Origin of the sequence: Nocardia sp. NPDC051052 (assembly GCF_044456045.1) — a bacterium.
In the GTDB taxonomy this organism is placed as follows: Bacteria; Actinomycetota; Actinomycetes; order Mycobacteriales; family Mycobacteriaceae; genus Nocardia.
On record NZ_JBITFL010000001.1, the window covers coordinates 833,631 to 857,540 of the forward strand.

25 protein-coding genes are annotated in these 23,910 nt (G+C 68.6%); 20 read left to right on the top strand and 5 right to left on the bottom strand.

Annotation, left to right across the window (positions count from 1 at the left end):
• Positions 1 to 330: 330 nt before the first annotated feature.
• The 7 genes from ACIBCN_RS03730 to hisH all read left to right on the top strand — a co-directional run bounded on the left by ACIBCN_RS03730 (position 331) and on the right by hisH (position 8,715).
• Positions 331 to 1,197: an arylamine N-acetyltransferase gene (locus ACIBCN_RS03730; RefSeq protein ID WP_396989905.1), complete on the top strand. Its 867-nt coding sequence runs from the start codon at positions 331 to 333 to the stop codon at positions 1,195 to 1,197.
• A 151-nt stretch (positions 1,198 to 1,348) separates the two neighbouring features.
• Positions 1,349 to 3,100 (top strand): penicillin-binding transpeptidase domain-containing protein, encoded by a 1,752-nt coding sequence (locus tag ACIBCN_RS03735; protein WP_396989906.1) that lies wholly within the window; start codon positions 1,349 to 1,351, stop codon positions 3,098 to 3,100.
• 156 nt (positions 3,101 to 3,256) lie between these two features.
• A complete protein-coding gene (locus tag ACIBCN_RS03740) occupies positions 3,257 to 4,849 on the top strand; it encodes a protein kinase (protein ID WP_396989907.1) in 1,593 nt (530 codons plus the stop codon).
• Between the two features lie 128 nt (positions 4,850 to 4,977).
• Positions 4,978 to 6,315 (top strand): histidinol dehydrogenase, encoded by a 1,338-nt coding sequence (hisD, locus tag ACIBCN_RS03745; protein ID WP_396989908.1) that lies wholly within the window; start codon positions 4,978 to 4,980, stop codon positions 6,313 to 6,315.
• Positions 6,312 to 7,445, top strand: coding sequence for a histidinol-phosphate transaminase (locus ACIBCN_RS03750; protein WP_396989909.1), 1,134 nt, complete (start codon positions 6,312 to 6,314; stop codon positions 7,443 to 7,445). Before hisD ends, ACIBCN_RS03750 begins: the two co-directional genes overlap by 4 nt.
• A gap of 20 nt (positions 7,446 to 7,465) precedes the next feature.
• Positions 7,466 to 8,083, top strand: a complete 618-nt coding sequence (hisB, locus tag ACIBCN_RS03755; protein ID WP_396990182.1) for an imidazoleglycerol-phosphate dehydratase HisB — start codon at positions 7,466 to 7,468, stop codon at positions 8,081 to 8,083.
• On the top strand, positions 8,080 to 8,715 hold the full coding sequence (gene hisH, locus ACIBCN_RS03760) for an imidazole glycerol phosphate synthase subunit HisH (RefSeq protein ID WP_396989910.1): 636 nt from the start codon (positions 8,080 to 8,082) through the stop codon (positions 8,713 to 8,715). The genes hisB and hisH overlap by 4 nt, the downstream gene beginning before the upstream one ends.
• Positions 8,716 to 8,726: 11 nt before the next feature.
• Here the strand turns inward: hisH and ACIBCN_RS03765 are convergent, their stop codons facing one another.
• Positions 8,727 to 9,188: a hypothetical protein gene (locus tag ACIBCN_RS03765; RefSeq protein WP_396989911.1), complete on the bottom strand. Its 462-nt coding sequence runs from the start codon at positions 9,186 to 9,188 to the stop codon at positions 8,727 to 8,729.
• A 201-nt stretch (positions 9,189 to 9,389) separates the two neighbouring features.
• On the opposite strand from ACIBCN_RS03765, the gene ACIBCN_RS03770 reads away from it, so the two are divergent.
• The 7 genes from ACIBCN_RS03770 to hisI all read left to right on the top strand — a co-directional run bounded on the left by ACIBCN_RS03770 (position 9,390) and on the right by hisI (position 14,588).
• Positions 9,390 to 9,896 (top strand): hypothetical protein, encoded by a 507-nt coding sequence (locus ACIBCN_RS03770; protein ID WP_396989912.1) that lies wholly within the window; start codon positions 9,390 to 9,392, stop codon positions 9,894 to 9,896.
• 200 nt (positions 9,897 to 10,096) lie between these two features.
• Complete coding sequence (locus tag ACIBCN_RS03775; RefSeq protein WP_396989913.1) at positions 10,097 to 10,537, top strand: MarR family winged helix-turn-helix transcriptional regulator; 441 nt, start codon at positions 10,097 to 10,099, stop codon at positions 10,535 to 10,537.
• 121 nt (positions 10,538 to 10,658) lie between these two features.
• Positions 10,659 to 11,390, top strand: coding sequence for a bifunctional 1-(5-phosphoribosyl)-5-((5-phosphoribosylamino)methylideneamino)imidazole-4-carboxamide isomerase/phosphoribosylanthranilate isomerase PriA (priA, locus tag ACIBCN_RS03780; protein ID WP_396989914.1), 732 nt, complete (start codon positions 10,659 to 10,661; stop codon positions 11,388 to 11,390).
• A complete protein-coding gene (locus tag ACIBCN_RS03785) occupies positions 11,387 to 12,211 on the top strand; it encodes an inositol monophosphatase family protein (protein WP_396989915.1) in 825 nt (274 codons plus the stop codon). Before priA ends, ACIBCN_RS03785 begins: the two co-directional genes overlap by 4 nt.
• Positions 12,208 to 12,981, top strand: a complete 774-nt coding sequence (hisF, locus tag ACIBCN_RS03790; RefSeq protein WP_396989916.1) for an imidazole glycerol phosphate synthase subunit HisF — start codon at positions 12,208 to 12,210, stop codon at positions 12,979 to 12,981. Before ACIBCN_RS03785 ends, hisF begins: the two co-directional genes overlap by 4 nt.
• Positions 12,982 to 13,158: 177 nt before the next feature.
• A complete protein-coding gene (locus ACIBCN_RS03795; RefSeq protein ID WP_396989917.1) occupies positions 13,159 to 14,097 on the top strand; it encodes a TIGR03564 family F420-dependent LLM class oxidoreductase in 939 nt (312 codons plus the stop codon).
• Positions 14,098 to 14,240: 143 nt separating this feature from the next.
• Entirely contained in the window at positions 14,241 to 14,588 is a 348-nt protein-coding gene (gene hisI / locus ACIBCN_RS03800) for a phosphoribosyl-AMP cyclohydrolase (RefSeq protein ID WP_396989918.1), read from the top strand.
• 1 nt (position 14,589) lies between these two features.
• Here hisI and ACIBCN_RS03805 read toward each other — a convergent pair whose 3' ends face one another.
• The 4 genes from ACIBCN_RS03805 to ACIBCN_RS03820 all read right to left on the bottom strand — a co-directional run bounded on the left by ACIBCN_RS03805 (position 14,590) and on the right by ACIBCN_RS03820 (position 16,770).
• Complete coding sequence (locus ACIBCN_RS03805) at positions 14,590 to 15,027, bottom strand: MarR family winged helix-turn-helix transcriptional regulator (RefSeq protein ID WP_396990183.1); 438 nt, start codon at positions 15,025 to 15,027, stop codon at positions 14,590 to 14,592.
• Positions 15,028 to 15,228: 201 nt separating this feature from the next.
• Positions 15,229 to 15,801, bottom strand: a complete 573-nt coding sequence (locus ACIBCN_RS03810) for a permease (RefSeq protein WP_396989919.1) — start codon at positions 15,799 to 15,801, stop codon at positions 15,229 to 15,231.
• 95 nt (positions 15,802 to 15,896) lie between these two features.
• The gene (locus ACIBCN_RS03815; RefSeq protein ID WP_396989920.1) at positions 15,897 to 16,358 is read right to left on the bottom strand and encodes a peroxiredoxin; all 462 of its coding nucleotides are present in this window, start codon (positions 16,356 to 16,358) and stop codon (positions 15,897 to 15,899) included.
• A 118-nt stretch (positions 16,359 to 16,476) separates the two neighbouring features.
• Complete coding sequence (locus tag ACIBCN_RS03820; RefSeq protein ID WP_357391332.1) at positions 16,477 to 16,770, bottom strand: hypothetical protein; 294 nt, start codon at positions 16,768 to 16,770, stop codon at positions 16,477 to 16,479.
• Positions 16,771 to 16,975: 205 nt separating this feature from the next.
• On the opposite strand from ACIBCN_RS03820, the gene ACIBCN_RS03825 reads away from it, so the two are divergent.
• The 6 genes from ACIBCN_RS03825 to lgt all read left to right on the top strand — a co-directional run bounded on the left by ACIBCN_RS03825 (position 16,976) and on the right by lgt (position 23,691).
• Positions 16,976 to 18,523: an anthranilate synthase component I gene (locus tag ACIBCN_RS03825; RefSeq protein ID WP_396989921.1), complete on the top strand. Its 1,548-nt coding sequence runs from the start codon at positions 16,976 to 16,978 to the stop codon at positions 18,521 to 18,523.
• Between the two features lie 77 nt (positions 18,524 to 18,600).
• Positions 18,601 to 19,305 (top strand): TIGR02234 family membrane protein, encoded by a 705-nt coding sequence (locus ACIBCN_RS03830; protein ID WP_396990185.1) that lies wholly within the window; start codon positions 18,601 to 18,603, stop codon positions 19,303 to 19,305.
• A 183-nt stretch (positions 19,306 to 19,488) separates the two neighbouring features.
• Positions 19,489 to 20,307, top strand: a complete 819-nt coding sequence (trpC, locus tag ACIBCN_RS03835; protein WP_396989922.1) for an indole-3-glycerol phosphate synthase TrpC — start codon at positions 19,489 to 19,491, stop codon at positions 20,305 to 20,307.
• Positions 20,304 to 21,566 (top strand): tryptophan synthase subunit beta, encoded by a 1,263-nt coding sequence (gene trpB / locus ACIBCN_RS03840; RefSeq protein WP_396989923.1) that lies wholly within the window; start codon positions 20,304 to 20,306, stop codon positions 21,564 to 21,566. Before trpC ends, trpB begins: the two co-directional genes overlap by 4 nt.
• A gap of 73 nt (positions 21,567 to 21,639) precedes the next feature.
• Complete coding sequence (gene trpA / locus ACIBCN_RS03845; protein ID WP_396989924.1) at positions 21,640 to 22,440, top strand: tryptophan synthase subunit alpha; 801 nt, start codon at positions 21,640 to 21,642, stop codon at positions 22,438 to 22,440.
• A 72-nt stretch (positions 22,441 to 22,512) separates the two neighbouring features.
• Complete coding sequence (gene lgt / locus ACIBCN_RS03850; protein ID WP_396989925.1) at positions 22,513 to 23,691, top strand: prolipoprotein diacylglyceryl transferase; 1,179 nt, start codon at positions 22,513 to 22,515, stop codon at positions 23,689 to 23,691.
• Positions 23,692 to 23,910 lie beyond the last annotated feature (219 nt).

Consider the following 23,910-nt stretch of genomic DNA (forward strand, 5'->3'; position numbering starts at 1 on the left):
GTGCGGATCCCGAGACAGGGTGCGGATTTGGTCCGAACGGATAGCGCGCTGCGTGGGGAGTGGGGCGGCACCGTGTCGCGTGGTCAGTCCGTGCGGCGCGCTGTCCTTGATCGGGCTGAGGGGTGCTGGGCCGTGTGATCGGATCGAACGGCAAGGCATCGCGTGGTAACAGTTGGCTAGCGGTGACGGGATAGCGAAGAATTGGCTCGTTGCTGAGCGATGCGGGAAGGGCTGCACGGTGGAGCTCACATGTGTCGCTCGGGCTGATGGGAACAGGATCGTTACTGCCTGCGGTTGATGTTGACGACATGACGATGAAGTGAGGGTGAGATGGGTAAGCCGACGGATCCGGCGTATCACTGGGATGGCGCGGATCTGGATCTTGACGGGTATCTGACGCGGATCGGGTTCGACGGCGAGCTGGCGCCGACGGTGGAGACGTTGCGGAAGCTGGTGTATGCGCACACCACCGCTATTCCGTTCGAGAATCTGGAGATCATTCTCGGTCGGCCCATTGTGCTCGATCTGGAGTCGTTGCAGGACAAGCTGGTTCGGCGACGGCGTGGTGGCTACTGCTATGAGCAGGTCGGCTTGTTCGCGGCCGCGCTGGAACGGCTCGGATTCGGTATTACCGCACTGAGCGCGCGAGTCACCATGGGGGCGGACGAGGGGCTGCGTCCCGCGACGCACGCGCTGCTGCGGGTGACGACCAGCGACGACGACCGAGTGTGGTTGTGCGACGTGGGATTTGGTTCCGGCCCGCTCGAGCCGTTCGAATTGTCTACGGAAACGGGCGAATTCGCGGCGGGCGACTGGCAGTTCCGGTTGGAGCTGACCCGCGGTGAGCTGGACTCCGAGCTGTGGGTGCTGCATCAGTTCGGCAAGGACGGCTGGATCAGCCGCTACACCTTCCCGACCACCCCGCAGTACCGCATCGACTTCGCGGTCGGCAACCACTTCGTCTCGACCTCGCCGCGGTCCCCGTTCACCACCCGCCCCTACGCGCAACGGTTCGGGCCTGATATTCACCTGACGGTCGACGGCACCACTCTGATCACCGAACGCCCGGACGGAACCAGCGAAACCCGCTTGATCGAGGCGACCGAACTGCCGAAGATCCTCTCCGAGGAGTTCGCCATCGACCTCCCCGACGTCGACGCCGCCGCGCTGGTTACCGGTTCCTGGCGGACGCCCTGAGCTAGGCGCACGAGCGGGCGGCTCGGCTCGGCCTTGCCCGCCTGGCTCCCTGAGGTCGCGCTGGTCACAGCCTCCTGGCGCACGGTCTGAGCCAGGCACACGCGGCACGGCCTCGCCCTATGCCGCAGGGTCGGCAGATACAGTCGGCGGGGTGCGTACCCGCCGGAATTACCTCGTCCTGTTCGCCGCACCCGCCCTCGTGCTCGCCGCGTGCTCGTCCGGCCCCGACCAGCCCGACACCGTCGCAGGCCAGTTCGCCGACGCGCTGAACCGCGACGACGTCGCGGCCGCGGCCAAGCTCACCGACGATCCCACGAAGGCTTCCGACGCCCTCGGCAAGCTCTACGACGGCCTCGGCAAGGAGGTGCGCTTCGACGTCCGCTCGATCGACAAGAACACCTTCACGCTGGCCGCCACCTGGAAGCTCGGTAAGGACGGCAAATCCGAGTGGACCTACACCACCACCGGCACCGCGGCCGACGGCGGCGGCGACTGGAAGGTCAAGTGGAACCCGGACACGGTCGCGCCGGGCCTGGCCGCGGGCCCGCTGAGCTACAGCCCGGTCTACCCGAAGCCTGCCCGCATCCTCGACTCCACCGGCGGCGAGTTGATGGCCCAGCAGGTGGTCACGCTGGTGAACGTGAGTCCCGGCGCCGATACCGCCGCGCTCGCCGCGCTGCTCGGCCCGATCTCGCCGGGCATCACCGCGCAGTCGCTGCAATCCGATCTCGCTGCGGCGCAGGGTAAACCGATCACCGCGATCAGTCTGCGCGACGCCGATATCGCGCCGATCCAGGCGCAGCTGACCGGCCTGTCCGGCGTCACGCTGGCGCCGCAGACCCGGCTGCTCACCACCGACAAGTCGCTCGCCTCGCCCACCCTGTCGGGGCTGGCCGAGCTGTGGCAGAAGAACGCCGACGACAACGCGGGCTGGGCGGTGCGCGCGCAGACCGGCGACGGCACGCAGCGCCTCGCGGGCCAGGATCCGAAGCCGACCGCCGACATCGCGTCCACGCTGAACATCGACGTGCAGCAGGCGGCCGAGGCGGCGCTGGCGCCGATCACCCAGCCCGCGGCGATCGTCGCGCTGCAACCGTCCACCGGCAATGTGGTCGCGGTCGCGCAGAACAACCCCGCCGACGCGCAGGGCCCGATCGCGCTCACCGGCCTGTACCCGCCGGGTTCGACCTTCAAGACGGTGACCGTCTCGGCCGCGCTGCAGGCGGGCACGGTCACCCCCGACACGGTGCTGCCCTGCCCTGGCGTCGCGAACATCGAGGGCCGCAAGATCCCCAACGACAATAATTTCGATCTCGGCCAGGTCCCGCTGCACACCGCGTTCGCCCGTTCCTGCAACACCACGATGGGCGAACTCGGGGTCAAATTGCCGGCCGACGCGCTGACGAACGCGGCCGCACAATTGGGTCTCGGCATCGACTACGTCACACCCGGCCTGACCACCGTCACCGGCAAGGTGCCGCCCGCGGACACCCCGGCCCTGCGGGTCGAATCCGCGATCGGTCAGGGCCAGGTGACCGCGACACCGTTCGGCATGGCATTGGTCGCCGCGTCCATCGCGCACGGTTCGGTGCCCGCGCCGACCATCGTCAAGGGTCAGCCCGGTACCCCGGACAAGACACCGGCCCCGCTGCCTGCGAGCGTTGCCGACCAGGTCAAGGCCATGATGCGGGAGACGGTCACCGCCGGAACCGCCACCCAGCTGCGGGATATCCCCGGCCTGCTCGGCAAGACCGGCACCGCCGAATTCATCGACGACACGCACGCGCACGGCTGGTTCGTCGGCATCGCCGATGACCTGGCATTTGCCGTGTTCATCAACGATGCGAACAGCTCAGGACCCGCGGTCGACGCGGCCGGGCGGATGCTGCGGGCGGCGCGCTAGCTCCGCCGCGCCGATCTGGGCGGAGAATATGCCCGTGCTGGCGCGGACCGAAGTCGCGCGGCCAGCTACACTCGTCCCCGGACCGCGTCTGTAAGCAATATGCGGGATGTCACGATTTCGAGAAGGTTCGGAGTAGGCGCCATCGATACCGGTCAGTTGATCGCGGAGCATTACCGCCTGGTCGAGCGGATTGGTAGCGGCGGCACAGGTGTTGTTTGGCGTGCCATCGACGAGCGTCTGCAGCGCTCGGTGGCCGTCAAGCAGATCCACATCAAGCCGAGCCTCCCCGAGGCCGAGCGTGATGTGGTGCGCCAACGTGCCATTCGCGAGGCGCGTAACGCCGCTCGCTTCCAGCATCCGAACGCCATCGTGGTGTTCGACATCACCGAGCATCAGGGCGATCCCTGCTTGGTGATGGAGTACCTGAAGTCCAACAGCCTGGCCGGCGTGCTGTCCGCGCAGGGCCCACTGCCGTTGACGCAGGTCGCGCGGATCGGCGAGCAGGTCGCCTCGGCGCTGATCGCCGCGCACGACGCGGGCATCGTGCACCGCGACGTGAAGCCGGGCAACATCCTGCTCGACGACCACGGCACCGTGAAGATCACCGACTTCGGTATCTCCCGTGCCGCGGGCGATGTCACGCTCACCGAAACCGGCCTGATCTGCGGCACCGCCGCCTATCTGGCACCGGAGATGGCGCGCGGCGCCGACCCGACCCCGGCCTCGGACGTATTCGCCTTGGGCGCGACTCTTTTCCACGCGCTGGAGGGCGAGCCGCCGTACGGCGCGAACGCCAACCCGCTCGCGGTGCTCTACGCCGCCGCCAACGGCCAGGTCAGCGAGCCGCGAAACGCCGGTCCCGCAACGGATTTCCTGCTCGACCTGCTCAGCCCGGAACCGCAGGACCGGCCGACCATGCGCGCCGCCCTCGACCATCTCGCCGCGTTCGCCGACTCCGGCCCCGCGCCGGTGGCCGCCGGATTCGTGCCCGCCAGTGAGGCTTTCGTGCGCCGCCGCAACGGTGCACCGGAATCGGCGACGCGCGCGCTGCGTCCGTCGGCGGTGTCCGCGCCGGTGCATCAGCCGACCGAGCGCCAGCCGCGCCCGCAGAAGCACGCACCGCGCCCGCAGCACGCGCCGCGACGACCCGCGCAGTCGAACACCGCGACCCATCCGCGCACCGCGGCCCAGCCGCGACCGGCGCCACGCAAGTCCGGCGGCAAGAGCAAGGCCGTGATGATCGGCGCGGTGGTCGGTGCGATCGTGGCGGTGGCCGCCATCCTCATCGCCGCGCTGAGTCAGAAGGACTCGAATTCGCCGACGGTGCAGGCAGGTCCGCCGTCGACGAGTTCGTCGGCCGGTGGCACGAGCTCGGCTCCGCCGTCCGGAACACCGGGGCGGACCACCAGCGATGGCAAGGTCACCGAGGGGCCGGGGACGGCGCTGGTGAAGAAGTTCTACGACGACGCGGCCAAAGGCGACGCGGCCAAATCGTGGTCCATTTTGACGCCGGCGGCGCAGAAGCTCTACGGCACCGAGACTGCGTTCCGTACCTATTGGGACGCGCACACCGTCGAAAACTTCGCCGGTCTCCGGCAGGACCGTGACAACAACCCGGACGGATCGCTCGATATCAAGCTGGACAGCCTGATCGTCGACGGCCAGGACAAGCCGATGACCCTGCGGGTGGTCAGCTCCGGTGGAAAGCTGCTCATCGACAGCGACACCCGCTTCCCCAACCTTTCCTGAAAGGCGTGCTGGTGAGCCGTGCGGCGCACCGGAGCGGCCCGCGAGGATAACCGGTGGCGTCGGCCCGATAGGCTGGTAGCTGCAACTTTCCTGTTGCGGATTCGGCTGAGGACAAGGATCGACACCACATGACTACCCGCATCGAGCTCGCCCGCGTTGATCTGCGCGGTCGCACTCCTTCCGTTGCCGAGCTGCGCGCCGCGCTGCCGCGCGGGGGAGTCGACGTGGACTCGGTGCTGCATCACGTGCGGCCGGTTGTCGAGGCGATCCGGGATCGTGGCGTCGCGGCGGCGCAGGAGTACAGCGAGCAGTTCGACGGGGTCACGCCCGCGACGGTGCGGGTGCCCGCCGCTGAGCTGGAAAAGGCGCTGGCCGAGCTGGATCCCGCCGTGCGTGCGGCGCTCGGGGAATCCATTGCCAGGGCCAGGAAGGTGCACGCGGATCAGCGGCGCACCGACAAGACCACCGAGGTGGTGCCCGGCGGCACGGTGACCGAGCGGTGGGTGCCCGTTGAGCGGGTCGGGCTGTATGTGCCCGGCGGCAATGCCGTTTATCCGTCCAGCGTGGTCATGAACGTGGTGCCGGCGCAGACCGCGGGCGTCGGCTCGCTGGTGGTCGCCTCGCCGCCGCAGGCCCAGTTCGGTGGTCTGCCGCACCCGACCATCCTGGCTGCCGCGCAGTTGCTCGGCGTCGACGAGGTGTGGGCGGTCGGCGGCGCGCAGGGCGTCGCGCTGCTGTCCTACGGCGGTGTCGATACCGACGGCGCCCAGCTGGAGCCGGTCGACCTGATCACCGGACCCGGCAATATCTACGTGACCGCCGCCAAGCGGCTGTGCCGCGGCCTGGTCGGCATCGACGCTGAGGCGGGGCCGACCGAGATCGCGATCCTGGCCGACGCGACCGCCGACCCGGTGCACGTGGCGGCGGACCTGATCAGCCAGGCCGAGCACGACGTGCTGGCGGCCAGCGTGCTGGTCACCGACAGCGCGGAGCTGGCCGACGCGGTGGACGCGGCGCTGACCCGGCAGCTGCCGGTGGTCAAGCACGCTGACCGAGTGACGGAAGCGTTGCGCGGCAAGCAGTCCGGGACGGTGCTGGTCGACGACATCGCGCAGGGTCTGCGCGTGGTGAACGCCTACGCGGCCGAGCACCTGGAGATCCAGACCGTCGACGCGGCCTCGGTGGCCGCCCGAGTGCGCAGTGCCGGCGCGATTTTCGTCGGCGCGTACGCACCGGTGAGCCTCGGCGACTACTGCGCGGGCTCCAATCACGTGCTGCCCACGGCCGGATGTGCCAGGCACTCCTCGGGTTTGAGCGTGCAGACATTCCTGCGCGGCATCCACGTCGTCGACTACACCGAGGCGGCGCTGAAGGATGTCGCCGGTCACGTGGTCGCGCTGGCCAACGCCGAGGACCTGCCCGCACACGGCCAGGCCGTGCAGGCGCGTTTCGAGGCGCTGTCATGAGTAGCCAAGCCACCGTGCCCGGTGCGAATATCAGCCTGGACGACCTACCGCTGCGCGACACCCTGCGCGGCAAGAAGCCTTACGGCGCACCGCAGCTGAACGTGCCCGTACAACTGAACACCAACGAGAACCCGCACCCGCCGAGCCAGGCGCTGATCGACGACGTCGCCGAATCCATTCGGCTCGCCGCCGCCGACCTGCATCGCTACCCGGACCGGGACGCGGTGGCACTGCGCACCGACCTGGCCGAATACCTCACCGGGCAAACGGGTGTCGCGGTGGACACCGACAACGTCTGGGCGGCAAACGGTTCCAACGAGATTTTGCAGCAGCTGCTGCAGGCATTCGGCGGACCGGGCCGCAGCGCACTGGGTTTCGTGCCGTCGTACTCGATGCACCCGATCATCGCCGAGGGCATCGACACCGAGTGGATCGAAGCCAAGCGCAACGCGGACTTCTCCCTCGACATCGACTACGCGGTGGCCGCCATCGCGGAGCGTTCGCCGAACGTGGTGTTCGTGACCAGACCCAATAACCCGACCGGGCACAGCATCGCGCAGGACGACCTCGCGCGGATCCTCGACGCCGCACCGGGCATCGTGGTGGTCGACGAGGCCTACGGTGAGTTCTCCGCGCAGCCGAGCGCCCTCGCGCTGATCGACCGTTTCCCCGCCAAGCTGGTGGTGACCAGGACCATGAGCAAGGCGTTCGCCTTCGCGGGTGGCCGCCTCGGCTATCTGGTCGCCGCGCCCGCGGTGATCGACGCGATGCTGCTGGTGCGGTTGCCGTACCACCTGTCGGTGGTCACCCAGGCGGCCGCGCGGGCGGCGCTGCGGCACGCCGACGAAACCCTCGGCAGCGTCGCGGAACTCGCGGCGCAACGCGATCGGGTCGCTGCGGCGTTGGCCGATATCGGCTTCGACGTGATCCCCAGCGACGCGAACTTCCTGCTGTTCGGCCGGTTCACCGACGCGGCCGCCAGCTGGCAGCGCTACCTGGACCACGGTGTGCTGATCCGCGACGTCGGCATTCCCGGCTACCTGCGCACCACCATCGGCCTTGCCGCGGAGAACGACGAATTCCTGAAGGTCAGCCGAGTCCTGGTCGGCACCGACCTGACGCCCCGATGAATCCGCCTGTGGAGGAAGCAATCATGAACCGAACCGCGCGGGTGGAGCGCGTCACCAAGGAGTCCAGCATCGTGGTGGAGCTGGACCTGGACGGCACCGGCAAGACCGAGATCGCCACGGGCGTCCCGTTTTACGATCACATGCTGACCGCGCTCGGCGCGCACGCCAGCTTCGACCTGACCGTGCGGGCCGAGGGCGATATCGAGATCGAGGCGCACCACACGGTGGAGGACACCGCGATCGTGTTCGGCCAGGCGCTGGGAAAGGCGTTGGGCGACAAGGTGGGTATCCGCCGGTTCGGTGACGCCTACATTCCGATGGACGAGACCCTGGCGCACGCCGCGGTCGACGTGTCCGGGCGGCCCTACTGCGTGCACGTCGGCGAGCCGGAGCACCTGCTGCACGCCGTTATTCCGGGCTCCGGCCCTGGCGCGCCATATTCCACGGTGCTCAACCGTCACGTCTTCGAGTCGATCGCGTTGAACGCCCGCATCGCGCTGCACGTGCGTGTGCTGTACGGCCGCGACCAGCACCACGTCACCGAGGCCGAATTCAAGGCGGTGGCACGGGCTTTGCGTGCCGCGGTCGAACTCGACCCGCGGGTGCAGGGTGTTCCCTCGACGAAGGGGACGTTATGACTTTGAAGTCTGTTGCCCTGCTCGATTACGGCTCGGGCAATCTGCACTCGGCCGAGCGCGCGCTGGTGCGGGCGGGCGCGAAGGTCGAGGTGACCGCCGATCCGGCGATCGCGCTGGCCGCCGACGGCCTGGTGGTGCCCGGCGTCGGCGCCTACGCCGCCTGCATGGCCGGACTGCGAAAGGTGCGGGGCGAGCGGATGATCGGCCAGCGGCTGGCCGGTGATCGTCCGGTGCTCGGCATCTGCGTCGGCATGCAGATCCTTTTCGAGCGCGGGGTGGAATTCGGCGTGGAGACCGACGGCTGCGCGGAATGGCCCGGCGTGGTGGAACGCCTGTCCGCGCCGGTGCTCCCGCACATGGGGTGGAACACAGTGTCCGCGCCGCGCGACAGCGTGCTGTTCGCGGGCATGGACAAGGACACGCGCTTCTATTTCGTGCACTCTTATGCCGCGCAGACCTGGGATCTGCCGCCCGGCGAGCATTTCGCCGCGCCTAAGCTGACCTGGGCCGAGCACGGCGTGCCGTTCCTCGCCGCGGTGGAGAACGGGCCGCTGTCGGCGACCCAGTTCCACCCGGAGAAGTCCGGCGACGCCGGGGCCCAGCTGCTGCTCAACTGGGTGCAGGCGCTGTAACCCGAAGCGGCCTACTTGGTTTCGGCCCGGTTGACCAGCCAGCGTCCGTTCACGTTCTCGACGGTGCACAGCAGCGACATCTTGTTGGTCTTCGGCATGCCGCCGGTGTCGTCGCTGGTCGTCGTCCGCACCACGTCGACGGTCACATCCGCGCGCGCCTCGTCACCGGAAACGATCCGGCAATCCACCGAATCGACCGTCGCGCGGACGTGACTCGCGATGGCGTTCGCCTGAATGGTCGGCCGGGCGTCCTCGAACTCCGCCCGGAACATGCCGGTGGTGATGTCGAGCATCTTGCCCACGTGGTCGTCGAAACGCGCGTAATCGTAAGTCCCGGCGACAGTGCCGAAATCGCATCCGGCCAGCCGCGCCTCCTCGGGTGGCGCGGCCGCGGCGGGCTGCGCGGTGGCGAGCACCGCGGTGCAGGTGGCCGCCGAAATCAAGAGCACGGCAGGCAGGGTCGAGCGCGACATACGAGATCCCTAGGGAGAGTGCGGAGTCGGCGATCGGAGTGATCGCCGTGGCGAGACACTACCGGCGATTCCCCGGTCGCGGGGGCGGCCCGTGGACTTGGTCGTATCCGGGTAGACCCTGACCGGTGCGCGACGGATATGGGGGTTCTTACCGGATTCGCGTGTGGCTGCCCGGATCTACCGTCGAGCCAGGAGGCCACTATGAGGAGCGTCACGGTCCCGCTGGTCGTGCTGACCGGCTACGCGGTGGTCGCGTGTTTCGTGTTCGGTACCGCTGCGGCGGAGACATTGCTGTTGTATCCCAACATCTTTCGCGACGTCCCCGAGTCGCTGGAGCTGTCCCAGCGATTCCTGAGCGCGATCTCCGTCGGCGAGGTGATGCGGCCGCTCGGTGGTGTGCTGACGCTGTGCGCGGTGCTCGCGTTTGTGGCGGCGGTGCGGTATCGAGTCGCGGTGCGCTGGACGGTGCTATCGCTGGTCCCGTTGGTGATCGGGCAGTTCCTGCTGTCGGTGCTGTACGAGTGGCCGCGGGCGACAATCCTGTTCGACGATCGCGGCAAGCACTCCCTCGCCGAGATCGAGCGGGCGGCAACGGAATTCCAGATCGGAGAGGGGTTCCGGATCTTGGCGGCGGCGCTGACCGCGCTGTTCGCGGTGGCCGCCGCGCTGGCCTGCTACCGCCGCCGGGTGCTGGCCACGCTGTCGTGACGCGACGTCGCGGCGGGTGCCGATGGACCGGATCGTGGCGGTCTCGACTCGGGATAGTCGCCAGCCCGCCGCGGTGCGGACCGCGTCGAAGCGGGAGGTCTCGCCCCAGGGTGTATTGCGGTTCGGTGATGGTGCCCCAATGTTGCTGAGGCCAACGTCAACATATTGTGGGTGGCACCAACAAGGGTTAGATTGCTGCCATGGAGAACTCGCACGAGAGCGCTCCCGCCAGGCTGCGGGCGCTGCCCACCCGGCTGGTCGATCAAGCTGCCCTCGTCGCCAACCGGGCCACCGAGCGCGCGCTGGCCACCACCGGCTCCCGGCGTCATCACTACGCACTGCTCGCCGCGCTCGGCGAGTTCGGCTCGATCAGCCAAGCCGACCTGGGTAGACGCACCCGGATCGACCGCAGCGACATCGTCGCCACCGTCAACGAGCTGGCCGACCGAGGCTTCGTCGAGCGCAGTCCGGACGAGGGTGATCGCAGGCGCAAGATCGTCACCATCACCGCTGCGGGCACTGATCATCTGGCCGAGCTGGACGAGCGGCTGGCCGGTGCCCAGGACGAGCTGCTCGCCGGTCTCGATGACGCGGAACGCGCTGAGCTCGTCCGACTACTCACTCGCATCCTCGATCGGTGATCCAGCTCCTATACCCGCAGGCCGGAGACCGGCCGGGCGGAGCAAGCCACTAAGGTGGTCGCGTGAGTGAGCGCAGCGATCGAACCAGCAACACAGCGTCTAAGGCGAGCGAGGCGCAGTCGTGAGTCTTGTGCTGCTACCCGCCGTCGACGTGGCCAACGGCGAGGCTGTGCGCCTCGTGCAAGGGGAGGCCGGTAGCGAAACCAACTACGGCTCGCCGCGCGACGCCGCCCTGGAATGGCAGCGTGCGGGCGCGGAGTGGGTACATCTGGTCGACCTCGACGCGGCGTTCGGTCGCGGCTCGAATCGTGAACTGCTGGCCGGAGTTGTCGGCGAACTCGACGTCAAGGTGGAGCTGTCCGGCGGCATCCGTGACGACGACACCTTGGAGGCCGCGCTGGCCACCGGGTGCGCCCGGGTGAACCTCGGCACCGCCGCGCTGGAGGATCCGGTGTGGTGCGCCAAGGCCATCGCCAGGTACGGCGAGCGGGTCGCGGTGGGCCTCGACGTGCGCATCATCGACGGCGACTACCGGCTGCGCGGGCGCGGCTGGGTCAGCGACGGCGGCGACCTGTGGGAGGTGCTCGAGCGCCTGGAGCGCGACGGCTGCTCCCGCTACGTGGTCACCGACGTCACCAAGGACGGCACGCTGACCGGCCCGAACCTGGACCTGCTCCGCGAGGTGTGCAACGCCACCGACGCGCCGGTCATCGCCTCCGGTGGCGTCTCCACCATCGAGGACCTGGTCGCGATCGCCGAACTGGTGCCCGAGGGAGTCGAGGGTTCGATCGTCGGCAAGGCGCTCTACGCGGGCCGGTTCACGCTGCCCGAGGCGCTGGCCGCGGTGAGATGAGCCCGGACCTATCGGCATTGCTCGCTGTCGCCCGCGAGATCCTGGACTCGGTCACCTCCCGCTTCATCGAGGGGGTCGGCGCGCCGAGCGCGGTCACCAAGGGCCGCAACGACTTCGCCACCGAACTCGACCTGGAGCTGGAGCGCACCATCTCCGCCGAGTTGGAGCGGCGCACCGGAATCAAGGTGCACGGCGAGGAATTCGGCGGACCGCAGCTCGTGTCGGGCACCGCGTGGGTGCTCGATCCGATCGACGGAACCTTCAATTACTCTGCCGGACACCCGCTTTCGGGCATGCTGCTGGCGCTGGTGCACGACGGCGAGCCGGTGCTCGGCCTGACCTGGCTGCCACTGCTCGGCCAGCGCTACGCCGCGATCGAGGGCGGACCCGTCCTGCTGAACGGCCAACCGCTGCCGCCGCTGCCACCAGGGAAGCTGGCCGAGGCGATGATCGGGTTCGGCGCGTTCAATGTCGACGCGCAGGGGCGGATTCCCGGGCAGTTCCGATTCGATCTGCTCGGCCCGCTCAGCAGGCTCTCCTCCCGCGTGCGGATGCACGGTTCCACCGGCATCGACCTGGCGTTCACCGCGTCCGGTGTGCTCGGCGGCGCCATCGTGTTCGGCCACCATCCCTGGGACAACGCCGCGGGTGTCGCGCTGATCCGCGCCGCGGGTGGCGTGGTCACCGACCTGGCCGGCGCGCCGTGGACCATCACCTCGGGCTCGGTGCTTGCCGCCGCGCCCGGCGTGCACGAAGAGCTGCTCGAAATGATCTGCACGGTGGCCGAACCGGCTACCGCGGAGGAAGGGGCGAGTCAATGACGTTGGCGGTACGCGTGATTCCGTGTCTGGATGTCGACGCGGGCCGGGTGGTCAAGGGTGTGAACTTCGAAAACCTGCGGGACGCGGGCGATCCCGTCGAGCTGGCCGCCACCTACGACGCGCAGGGCGCCGACGAGCTGACCTTCCTGGACGTCACGGCCTCCACCGGCGATCGCGGCACCATGATCGACGTGGTCACCCGGACCGCCGAGCAGATCTTCATCCCGCTGACCGTCGGCGGCGGCGTGCGCACCGTCGAGGACGTCGACCGGTTGCTGCGCGCGGGCGCCGACAAGGTCTCGGTCAACACCGCCGCCATCGCGCGACCCGAAGTCTTGCGCGAGATGTCGGAACGCTTCGGCTCGCAGTGCATCGTGCTGTCGGTGGACGCGCGCACGGTGCCGGCAGGACAGCCCGCGACGCCTTCCGGGTGGGAGGTCACCACGCACGGCGGTAAACGCGGCACCGGTATCGATGCCGTCGAATGGGCAACGCGCGGAGCAGAATTGGGTGTCGGCGAGATCCTGCTCAACTCGATGGACGCCGACGGCACCAAGGCGGGCTTCGACCTCAGGATGATCCGCGCCGTCCGCGCCGCGGTCTCCGTCCCCGTCATCGCCAGCGGCGGCGCAGGCAGCGTCGAACACTTCGCCCCGGCCGTCCAAGCAGGCGCCGACGCGGTCCTGGCCGCCAGCGTTTTCCACTTCGGCGACCTCACCATCGGCCAGGTGAAAGACTCCATGCGCGCCGAACACATCGTCGTCCGCTAACTCCCGCGCACGACTCCGCGCCCCCGCGCACGACTCCGCGCCCCCGCGCCCCGCGCACGAATTCGCCGACGATTTTGTGCGCGGCATGAGGATGTGCGCGGCACGTCTGTGCTGACGTGGTCGGCGGGAATCCGCCGTGGCGGAATCTGTTGCGCGCGGACCGGTGTTGCTCCGGGTATGGGCATTGGTATCGCGCTGTCTCCGTTCACGCTCGACGCGACCGACCACGCGGTCGATGCGGCTGTTGCCGCCGGTCGGCAAGCCGCCGCGGCGGGGTTGAGCTCGCTGTGGTTCGGCCATACGTTCAGCCATGACAGCATCGTGTTGTCCGCGGTGGTCGGGCGGGAGGTGCCCGAGCTGGAGGTGGGGACCTCGGCGATACCGATTTCGGCGCGACATCCGCTGCTGATCGCCAGTCAGGCGCAGACCGCGCAGGCGGCGACGCACGGCAGGTTCGCGCTCGGTCTTGCCCTCGGTACGGAGGCATTCACCGAGCCGGTCTTCGGCGTTACCTTCGACCGGCCGATCGCTCGGCTGCGCGAGTTCCTGACCGCACTGCGCACCGTACTCGACACCGGCACAGTCGATTTCCGTGGCGAGACGCTCACCGCGGTCGCGCCGCTGCCCGCCGCGGTAGCGGGTGCGAAGCCGGCCGTGCCGGTGCTGGTCGCCGCGATGGGGCCGCAGGCACTGCGTGTCACCGGCGAATTCGCCGACGGCACACTGCCTTTCCTGGTCGGCCCGAAGGCGCTGGCCGAGCAGATCGTCGCACCGATCACCAAAGCCGCTGAGCGCGCGGGACGTTCCGCGCCGCGCATCGTCGCCATGGTGCCCGGGGTCGTCACCGCCGATATCGAGGGCGCTCGCGCGGCGGCCGAGGAGTCGACCGCGTTCTACAACGACATCCCGTCGTATCAGCGAATCATCGAACTGTCCGGTGCTTCTCGCGCCGCCGAGTTGGTCGTCATCGGCGACGAGCAAACGATCGCCGACCGGGTCGCCGAGTACTTCGAAGCAGGCGCCACCGACGTGATCTTCGCCCAAACGGACCTGACAACCCCCGCCGACGAACAGCGCACCTGGCAATTACTCGGCGAACTGAACCGGACTGATTAGCAATACGGAAACGACCCGTTCGGCCCCCCAGCCGAACGGGACAGGTGCGCCGGGCGACACTCTCACCGCCGTGCTCGACGAATCCGGCGGCGACACCGTGGCCGCCCTGCGGCGCACCCGTGTCTGACTGTTATAACGGTGCTATGACTCTCGATCCCGCCATCGCCACCAGGCTCAAGCGCAACGATGCCGGTCTGGTTGCCGCCGTCGCGCAGGAACGCGGCACCGGTGACGTGCTGATGGTCGCGTGGATGGACGACGAGGCGCTGGCCCGCACCTTGGAAACGCGCAAGGCAACCTACTTTTCGCGCTCGCGCCAGCAGTACTGGGTGAAGGGGGAGACCTCCGGTCACACCCAATATGTGCACGAGGTCCGGCTCGACTGCGACGGCGACACCATCCTGCTGGTGGTCGACCAAGCGGGGACGGCGTGCCACACAGGGACGCACACCTGTTTCGACTCGGATGTCCTGCTGGCCGATCCGGCCTGAACTAGGGCGTGGGCCGATTGTCCTGATCTGTCGCACCGGTTCGGCTCAGTGCGTCGGTGAGATGGTCGGCGAGGAGTTCACTCAACTCCGCCAGCTGAGCCGTCTGCTCCGGCTCCAGGCCATCGAATACCAAGCGGCGCACGGCATCCAGGTAACCGGGCGCCGCCTCGATCACTTTGTGGTAGCCGTCGTCTGTCAGTACCGCCTGTACGCCGCGGCGCCCGGCGGTAGCCGAGCGCTCCGCCCAGCCCATCCGCTCCAGCTTCGACACCACGTGCGAAAGCCGTGATAGCGATGCATTTGCCTTGTGGGCGAGGTCACTCATCTGCAGCCGATGGCCCGGTTCCTCGGAAAGCAAGGTTAAAACCCAGTACTCAAAATGGGTGACCCCGGATTCGCGCTGCAGCTGAGTATCCAAAGCGCCTGGTAGGCGGGTCATCAACGCGACAATCGCGCGCCAAGCTCGTTGTTCTACGGGGTCGAGCCATTTCGTCACTATGTGCCTTCTTTCAAGCCAAGTGACGTGGTTTTGTTAGGTTGCCTACCGATTATTGAAAAGCATGTTCACAGTCACCCGTGGCACTGAGTTTGCCACGACTTCGCTCGCTCGTCATGCAGTTGTTCAGTAGCGTGAGTTCACTCACAAACCGTCCGGGCGGGTCATGGCCGGATCGGCGGTGGTCGGCTGGGTGGTTTGCCGCTTCGGATGCCTGCGCCGCCACCACCGCATGGCGACAAGCACCAGTGCCGCGAGCCAGATCGCGGCGGCGACGATCGCGCCGACCAGGGTGGCGCCGCGGAAGGCGGGCGCGTCGACATCGAGGATGCGCTGTCCGGCATGGGCGGCGTTGCTGCCGCCGAGCACGATGGTCAGCGTCATCAGATTGGGAATCGCGACGAGCACGGCGATGACGACGGCCGCGCCCGCCATGAACCGGCCGCCCCGGCGCCGCCACACCCGCAGCGCGAACAGCAGCAGGAACAGCGGGATCACCGTGCACACGCCGCCGAAGACCAGGCCCCAGCCGATGCCCTTGGCGAAGCTGCCGTTGACCATCTCCGCGATCCGCTGCGCCCACCAGCGTGGGATGAACGCGGACAGGATGAAGTAGGCGATGAACAGCAGGGCGACCACCGCCAGCCCGCCGATGATCCAGGTCTTCCAGGCGGGCCCGGTCGACTTCTGCTGCAGCTGTCCGTCGGTCGCAGTCATGAGCCAAGCGTAAGCCGGGTGAGCGGCGGAAACGTGGTGATCGCCCCGGCGTTTCCGGTACGGCCGTCCCTGGAGCCGGGTCGGCGCGCCGAGAACTACTTCGCGCGCTCGCGCAGGAACTTCAGCGCCTCGTCGGCGTGCACGTTGGCGCGCAACTCGCCGGTGACGATCTTGCGGACGGTGCGGTCCTGATCGATCACGAAGGTCTGCCGCTTGACCGGCGCCAGCTTGCCGAGCAGCCCGCGCTTGACGCCGAATTGCGCGGCGACCTTGCCGTCGGTATCGGACAGCAGCGGATAACCGAGCCCTTGCTTGTCGGCGAAACCGGCTTGGGTGTCGACGCCGTCGGCGCTGATGCCGACGCACGAGGCGCCGAGCGCGGCGAAGTCGCCTGCCACGTCACGGAAGTGACAGGCCTCGGCCGTGCACACCGGGGTGTTCGCGGCGGGATAGAAGAAGAGGACCAGCGGGCCGTCCGCGAGCAACGCGTCGAGCGAACGTGGAGTGCCGGTTTGATCGGGGAGCTCGAACTGGGGAGCGAGCTGTCCTGTCTGCATAGAAAGGGACAGTACCGGGCACATGTCGCACCCGGTACCGGTCCGTTCGGGCTCAATGGCGAACCTCCGCCTGCCTGCCGAGGTCTGCGCGGCCTGCCGGTGGACGACGCGCTACGTCCTATATGCCGATCAGCGCCGCGACTTCGGGGTTCTTGATCTGCATGACGTCGAGAATGCCGTGCGCGCGCAGGAACGGCTTGAGTTCCTTGATGCGGTCGGCGTGCGTGGCGTATTCGTCCGGGAAGTGGTTCTTGTCCAGGGATTCGAGTGCCTTCGCGTAGGTGACGAAGGTGGCTAGTGCGTTCGGGGCACCCTGTTGGCCTGGTTTCGACTGCAGACCGACCATCCGTGGGGCCTGGCTCGGCGCACCGCCCGGGGCGGCGTGCCTGCCCTCCGGTTGCGAGGGGTACATCAGTTGTCTCCTCTCGATCATGGATACCGCGTGCGAGATGGAACGGAGCGAGTGTAGAGACGCCCGTCACATGGCTGGCGGGGGCATGAGAACCGGGCGGTCGTGTTTGTGACTGGTGTGAATTAGGGAGTGCGCGGCATCGACGCGCCGGATTCCTTCGGGGTGCGCCGGGAAAGGTGTCGGACGGACCTGGGAGGATGTGGTCATGCAAGGCGCGTCGACCCCCACCACCACGACCCGTGCACAGTTCCACCAGCTGGCCGCGGAACATCGAGTTGTCCCGGTGACCCGAAAGGTGTTGGCGGACTCCGAAACTCCGCTCTCCGCCTACCGCAAGCTGGCCGACGATCGAGCGGGCACGTTCCTCTTCGAGTCGGCGGAGAACGGACGATCGTGGTCGCGCTGGTCGTTCATCGGCGCGGGCAGCCCGTCCGCGTTGACCGTGGTCGACGGCGAGGCGGCGTGGCTCGGCAATATCCCGGTCGACGCGCCCTCCGGCGGCGATCCGCTGCTCGCGCTGCGCGAAACACTCGAACTGCTGCAGACCGAGCGCCTGCCCGGCCTGCCACCGCTCACCAGCGGCATGGTCGGCTACCTCGGCTACGACGCGGTGCGCCGGATCGAGCGCCTGCCCAACCTGGCAGTGGACGATCTGCAACTGCCCGAAATGGTGCTGCTGCTGGCCACCGACCTCGCCGCGTTCGACCATCACGAGGGCGCGATCACGTTGATCGCCAACGCCGTCAACTGGAACGGCACCTCCGAACGGGTCGATGAGGCCTATGACGACGCGGTTGCCCGGCTGGATCGAATGACCGAGGCGCTCGCCGCCCCCGCGCCGTCCACGGTGTCGGTCTTCGATCGGCCCGAGCCGGAATTCCGCCGCCGCCGCACCACCGAAGAATTCGGCGTTGGCGTGCGCCGCCTGGTCAAGGAGATCGAGGCGGGCGAGGCGTTCCAGGTGGTGCTGTCGCAGCGTTTCGAGATGGACTACGACGGTGCGCCGCTGGATCTGTATCGGATGTTGCGCGCGTCGAATCCGAGCCCGTACATGTACCTGCTGCACATCCCGGACGGCGACGGCGGCACCGCGTTCTCCATCGTCGGCTCCAGCCCGGAAGCGCTGGTCACCGTGAAAGACGGTGTCGCGACGACACATCCGATCGCGGGCACCCGCTGGCGCGGGGACACCGAAGAGGACGACCTGCTGCTGGAGAAGGGCCTGCTCGCCGACGAGAAGGAAAACGCCGAGCACCTGATGCTCGTCGACCTCGGCCGCAACGACCTCGGCCGGGTCTGCCAGCCGGGCACCGTGCGGGTCACCGAATACCGGCACATCGAGCGGTATAGCCATGTGATGCATCTGGTCTCGACGGTGTCGGGCCGGCTGGCCAAGGGCAAGATCGCGTTCGACGCGGTGCGCGCTTGTTTCCCGGCGGGCACGCTGTCCGGCGCGCCGAAGGTGCGCGCGATGGAACTCATCGAAGAACTCGAGCCGACCCGGCGCGGCGTCTACGGCGGCGTCGTCGGCTATCTCGACTTCGCAGGCGACGCGGACACCGCGATCGCCATCCGCACCGCGTTGCTGAAGAACGGCACCGCCTACGTGCAGGCGGGTGCGGGCATCGTCGCCGATTCGGTCGCCGAGTACGAGGACGTCGAAGCCCGCAACAAGGCGATGGCGGTGCTCAAGGCGATCGCGGCGGCGAAGACGGTGCGCGCGTACGGCGCGACGAACGGTGGCGACGCGTGACGGCAGCCGAGCCCGGCGGCGAAGCCGCTACCCCAGACCCCGATCTCGTCACTCCGGACACCGCGGGCGCCGAGACGATCGAACAGGGCCCCGCGCGGCGCAAGTCCCCGGTCGGCGCCCTCGTGCTGCTCGCCGTCGCGGCCGCGGCGCTGTGGGGCTCCTCGCGGATGACCTGGGTGACGGTCGCCTCCACCGACGGCCTCACCGAGCCACGCACCGACCACCTCAACGGTGGTGTCTGGTTCGGCGCGCTCACGCCCCTGGCACTGGTGCTGCTCGCGTCCATCGCGGCCGTGCTGGCCACCAGGGGCTGGCTGCGCCGCATCCTGGGCGTGGTCATCGCCCTGATCGCCGCCGTCGCCGCGGTGCCGTCCTTCGCCCTGCTCACCAACTCGGGCAAGATCGCCGAGCGCGCCGCCAAGCTGGCCGAACTCCCCGCCAGGGCCCAGGTGGGGGAGGCTATGACCTCGGTCTTCCCGGCCGTACTCGCCCTGCTCGGCGCGCTGGCGGCGTTCGCGGCGGGTGGACTGCTCGCCCGGATGCCGCAGGACACCGCGCGACTGTCCGGCAAATACGACAACCCGGTGTTCCGTCGCGCCGCCGCCACCGAGCAGGTGACCAAGCAGCGCGACGAGGCCGGCGAGCCGGGCTCCACCCAGCTCTCCGAACGCGTGCTGTGGGACGCGCTGGACGCGGGCACCGACCCCACCGAGGACGCCGTGAACTCCGGTGGGCGACCCAACGATCCGGACGCGGGCGAGCCAGGCGGACGCGTCCGCTGAGTGATTCGCGCACGGTGACTGTGGCGGTGCACACCTTGCGCATGGACTGGTTGCCTGGTCCACAACATGCCCCGGCGCAAACGCGGCCGGTACGCCCATTTATTCTTTGTCAGCATCGGTGAGACAGCGCCTGGGGAGATTCTCAGGCAGCAAGTCCGTCTCCCCAGAAAGGATTCGAGCCAGATGACGGTACTCGACTCGATTCTCGACGGGGTCCGCGCGGATGTGGCCGCGCGGGAAGCCCTCCTCGATTTCCAGGCGATCAAGGCGGCCGCAGCGGCGGCCAACAGCCCGCTCGACGCACGCGCGGCCCTCCTCGAAGACGGCATCGGCGTGGTCGCCGAGGTGAAGCGGGCTAGCCCCTCCAAGGGTGAACTCGCCGACATCCCCGACCCGGCCAGCCTGGCCAAGGCGTACGAGGATGGCGGCGCGCGCATCATCAGCGTGCTGACCGAAGGCCGTCGCTTCCACGGGTCGTTGGACGACCTGGACGCGGTCCGCGCCACGGTGAGCATCCCGATCCTGCGCAAGGACTTCGTCGTCGGGCCGTACCAGATCCACGAGGCCCGCGCGCACGGCGCCGACGTGATCCTGCTGATCGTCGCGGCGCTGGAACAGGACGTGCTGTCCTCGCTCATCGACCGGACCGAATCGCTCGGCATGACCGCGCTGGTCGAGGTGCACACCGAGGAAGAGGCCGACCGCGCGCTCGAGGCAGGCGCCTCGGTGATCGGCGTGAACGCCCGCAACCTCAAGACCCTCGAGGTCGACCGGGACGTGTTCGCCCGGATCGCGCCCGGTCTGCCCACCGAGGTCATCCGGATCGCCGAATCCGGCATCCGCGGCACCGCCGACCTGCTGGCCTACGCGGGCGCGGGCGCGGACGCCGTGCTCGTCGGCGAAGGTTTGGTGACCAGCGGTGACCCCCGCGCGGCCGTGTCCGAGCTGGTGACCGCGGGCACCCACCCGTCCTGCCCGAAGCCGGCGCGGCGGGGTCGGTGACCGGAGTGACCGAGCTACCCAAGGCCAGCGAGGGCGTCGCGCACCGCAGCGCCCACGAGCCCGATACCGGCGGCCACTTCGGCGTCTACGGCGGCAGGCATGTGCCGGAGGCGCTGATGGCGGTGATCGAAGAGGTCACCGCGACCTACGAGAAGTCACGCCTCGACCCGGACTTCCTGAACGAGCTGGACCGGCTGCAGCGCGACTACACCGGCCGTCCGTCGCCGGTGTTCGAATGCACCAGGCTCGCCGAGCACGCGGGCGGCGCGCGCATCCTGCTCAAGCGGGAAGACCTGAACCACACCGGTTCTCACAAGATCAATAACGTGCTCGGCCAGGCGCTGCTCGCCAAGCGCATGAGCAAGACCCGCATCATCGCCGAAACCGGCGCGGGCCAGCACGGCGTCGCCACCGCCACCGCGTGCGCGCTGCTCGGCCTCGACTGCGTCATCTACATGGGTGCCGTCGACACCGCGCGGCAGGCCTTGAACGTGGCCAGGATGCGGCTGCTCGGCGCCGAGGTGGTCTCGGTGACCACCGGCTCGCAGACGCTCAAGGACGCGATCAACGAGGCGCTGCGCGACTGGGTCAGCAACGCCGATGACACCTACTACTGCTTCGGCACCGCCGCGGGCCCGCACCCGTTCCCCATGCTGGTGCGCGACTTTCAGCGCGTCGTCGGCCTGGAGGCCAGGGTGCAGGTGCAGGAATCCACCGGCAGGCTGCCCGACGCGGTCGTCGCCTGTGTCGGCGGCGGCTCCAACGCCATCGGCATCTTCCATCCGTTCCTCGACGACGCCGACGTCCGGCTGATCGGCTACGAGGCGGCCGGTGACGGCGTCGAAACCGGCAGGCACGCGGCCACTTTCACGGGCGGCACGCCCGGCGCGTTCCAGGGTGCCTACTCGTACCTGCTGCAGGACGAGGACGGCCAGACCATCGAGTCGCACTCCATCTCGGCCGGTCTGGACTACCCGGGCGTTGGCCCCGAACACGCCTTCCTCAAGGACATCGGCCGCGCCGAGTACCGCCCGATCACCGACACCGAGGCGATGGACGCGCTGCTGCTGCTGTCCCGCACCGAGGGCATCATCCCGGCGATCGAGTCCGCGCACGCGGTAGCCGGGGCGCTGCAATTGGGCAAGGAGCTCGGACCGGGCTCGATCATTCTGGTGAACCTGTCCGGTCGCGGCGACAAGGACATGGATACGGCGGCGCGGTGGTTCGGGCTGATCGATGAAGGGGCGGTGCAATCGTGAGGGAGCGCAGCGAGCGAACCATGGGTACAGCGTCTATGGCGTCGACGGAGCCGAGCGTCAGCGAGGCGCAGTCGTGAGTCAACAGTCTCGTCTCGCTAATGCTTTTGCCGCGGCTCGCGGTGAAGGGCGTGCCGCGCTCATCGGTTACCTGCCCGCGGGCTACCCCGACCTGGCCGGGTCCATCGAGGTCGTCCGCGCCATGGTCGAATCCGGTTGCGACATCGTCGAAGTCGGCGTCGCCTACTCCGATCCGGTGATGGACGGCCCGACCATCCAGGCCGCCGCCGATCAGGCGTTGCGCGGCGGCGTGCGGGTGCGCGACGTGTTCTCCGTCGTCGAGGCGATCACCTCGGCGGGCGGCCAGGCCGTGGTGATGAGCTACTGGAATCCGGTGCTGGCATACGGCGTCGACCGTTTCGCGCGTGACCTCGCCGGTGCGGGCGGCGCGGGCATCATCACCCCGAACCTCATTCCGGAAGAGGCCGACGACTGGTTCGTCGCCTCGTCCACCCACAACCTGGACCGCATCTTCCTGGTCGCACCGTCCTCCACCGAGGAGCGTCTGGTGAAGACCCTGGAGGCCTCGCGCGGCTTCGTGTACGCGGCCTCGACCATGGGCGTCACCGGCGCCCGCGACGTGGTGTCCTCCGCCGCGCCCGCGCTGTGCGCGCGGATTCGGGCGCATTCCGACATCCCGATCGGCGTCGGCCTCGGCGTCCGCTCGGGGGCGCAGGCGGCCGAAATCGCTTCCTACGCAGACGGAGTCATCGTGGGTTCGGCGCTGGTGACCGCCGCGGGGGAGAGCCTCGACGCGGTCCGCGCGCTCACCACCGAGCTGGCCGAGGGCGTCCGTTCGGCGACCGTCGCCTCGTAATACGGCGTCTGGGGACGGCCGCCACGGTGCGGTGGTTCCAGCGCCGGTGACGTTCTCCGCTACGGTGGCCCCGTGACCTTACGAGTCCTGGCGTACATACCCAGCCCCCCGCAGGGCGTGTGGCACATCGGCCCATTCCCGCTGCGGGCCTACGCGCTGTGCATCATCATCGGCATCGTCGTCGCCATCTGGTGGGGCGAACGGCGCTGGCGCGACCGCGGCGGACAACAGGGCGCGATCCTGGACGTCGCGATGTTCGCGGTGCCGTTCGGTCTGGTCGGTGGGCGGCTCTATCACGTCGCCACCGACTGGCAGAAATACTTCGGCCCCGACGGCGACCCCAAGGCCGCGCTGGAGATCTGGAACGGCGGCCTCGGCATCTGGGGCGCGGTGCTGCTCGGCGGCGTCGGCGCCTGGATCGGCTGCCGGGTGTATCGAATCCCGTTGCCCGCGTTGGGTGATGCGATCGCCCCGCCGATCCTGCTCGCCCAGGCCATCGGCCGCCTCGGCAACTACTTCAACCAGGAGCTGTACGGCCGCAAGACCGACCTGCCCTGGGGCCTGGAGATCTACTTCCGGTACAACGACAACCTGAAGCCGGACGCGATGAACGGCGTCTCCAACGGGGTCGTCGACAAGGTCGTGCACCCCACGTTCCTGTACGAGCTGATCTGGAACGTGCTGATCGTGGTGCTGCTGGTGCAGCTGGACAAGCGCTACCGGATCGGGCACGGGCGCCTGTTCGCGCTGTACGTCGCGGGCTACAGCTTCGGCCGCTTCTTCGTCGAGCTGATGCGCGACGACGAGGCGACCAAGATCGCGGGCATCCGCATCAACTCGTTCACCTCCGCGCTCGTATTCCTCGCGGCCATTGCCTATTTCGTATTCGCGACCAAGGGACGCGAGACCGCCGAACAGTTGCAACCGTCCACCGCGCCCCGCCCCTGGCCGTGGCAGGTCGGCGCGGTACGCGCGGCAAACGCCGCGGCCTCGGCCAATGCGCACTCGGATACGGTTGTACTGGAAAAGCATTCGGCCGTGGACACCGACGGGGCGACGGCTACGGACAAACTCGAGCCGGACGAGTCGAGCGAAACGGTCGACGCCGCTGACCCGGCGACCGATACCGACACGGCTACCGAGCCCGACACGGCAGCGAGCACCGACGCGGACAAGGACCCCGCCGCCACCGAGGAAACCACCACCGTGAAGACCGCGTCCAAGAAGGCGACGGATTCCGACAAGTCCTGAATACGACGGTGCCGCCGCTGATTACGCGGCGGCACCGCCGTATCGCCCACCGGTTTGCTCCGAATTTCCCGCCCGCCGATAACGATGGCGCATCACCGGCGATAACCAGGGGGAATGCCGACGGTTATCGGGCGACAAATCACACCGGTCCGACCACAATGACTCGTGATCGTCGCGAGCATCTTCCCCGCTCGGCAGATCGATCAATGCCGGGCCGAG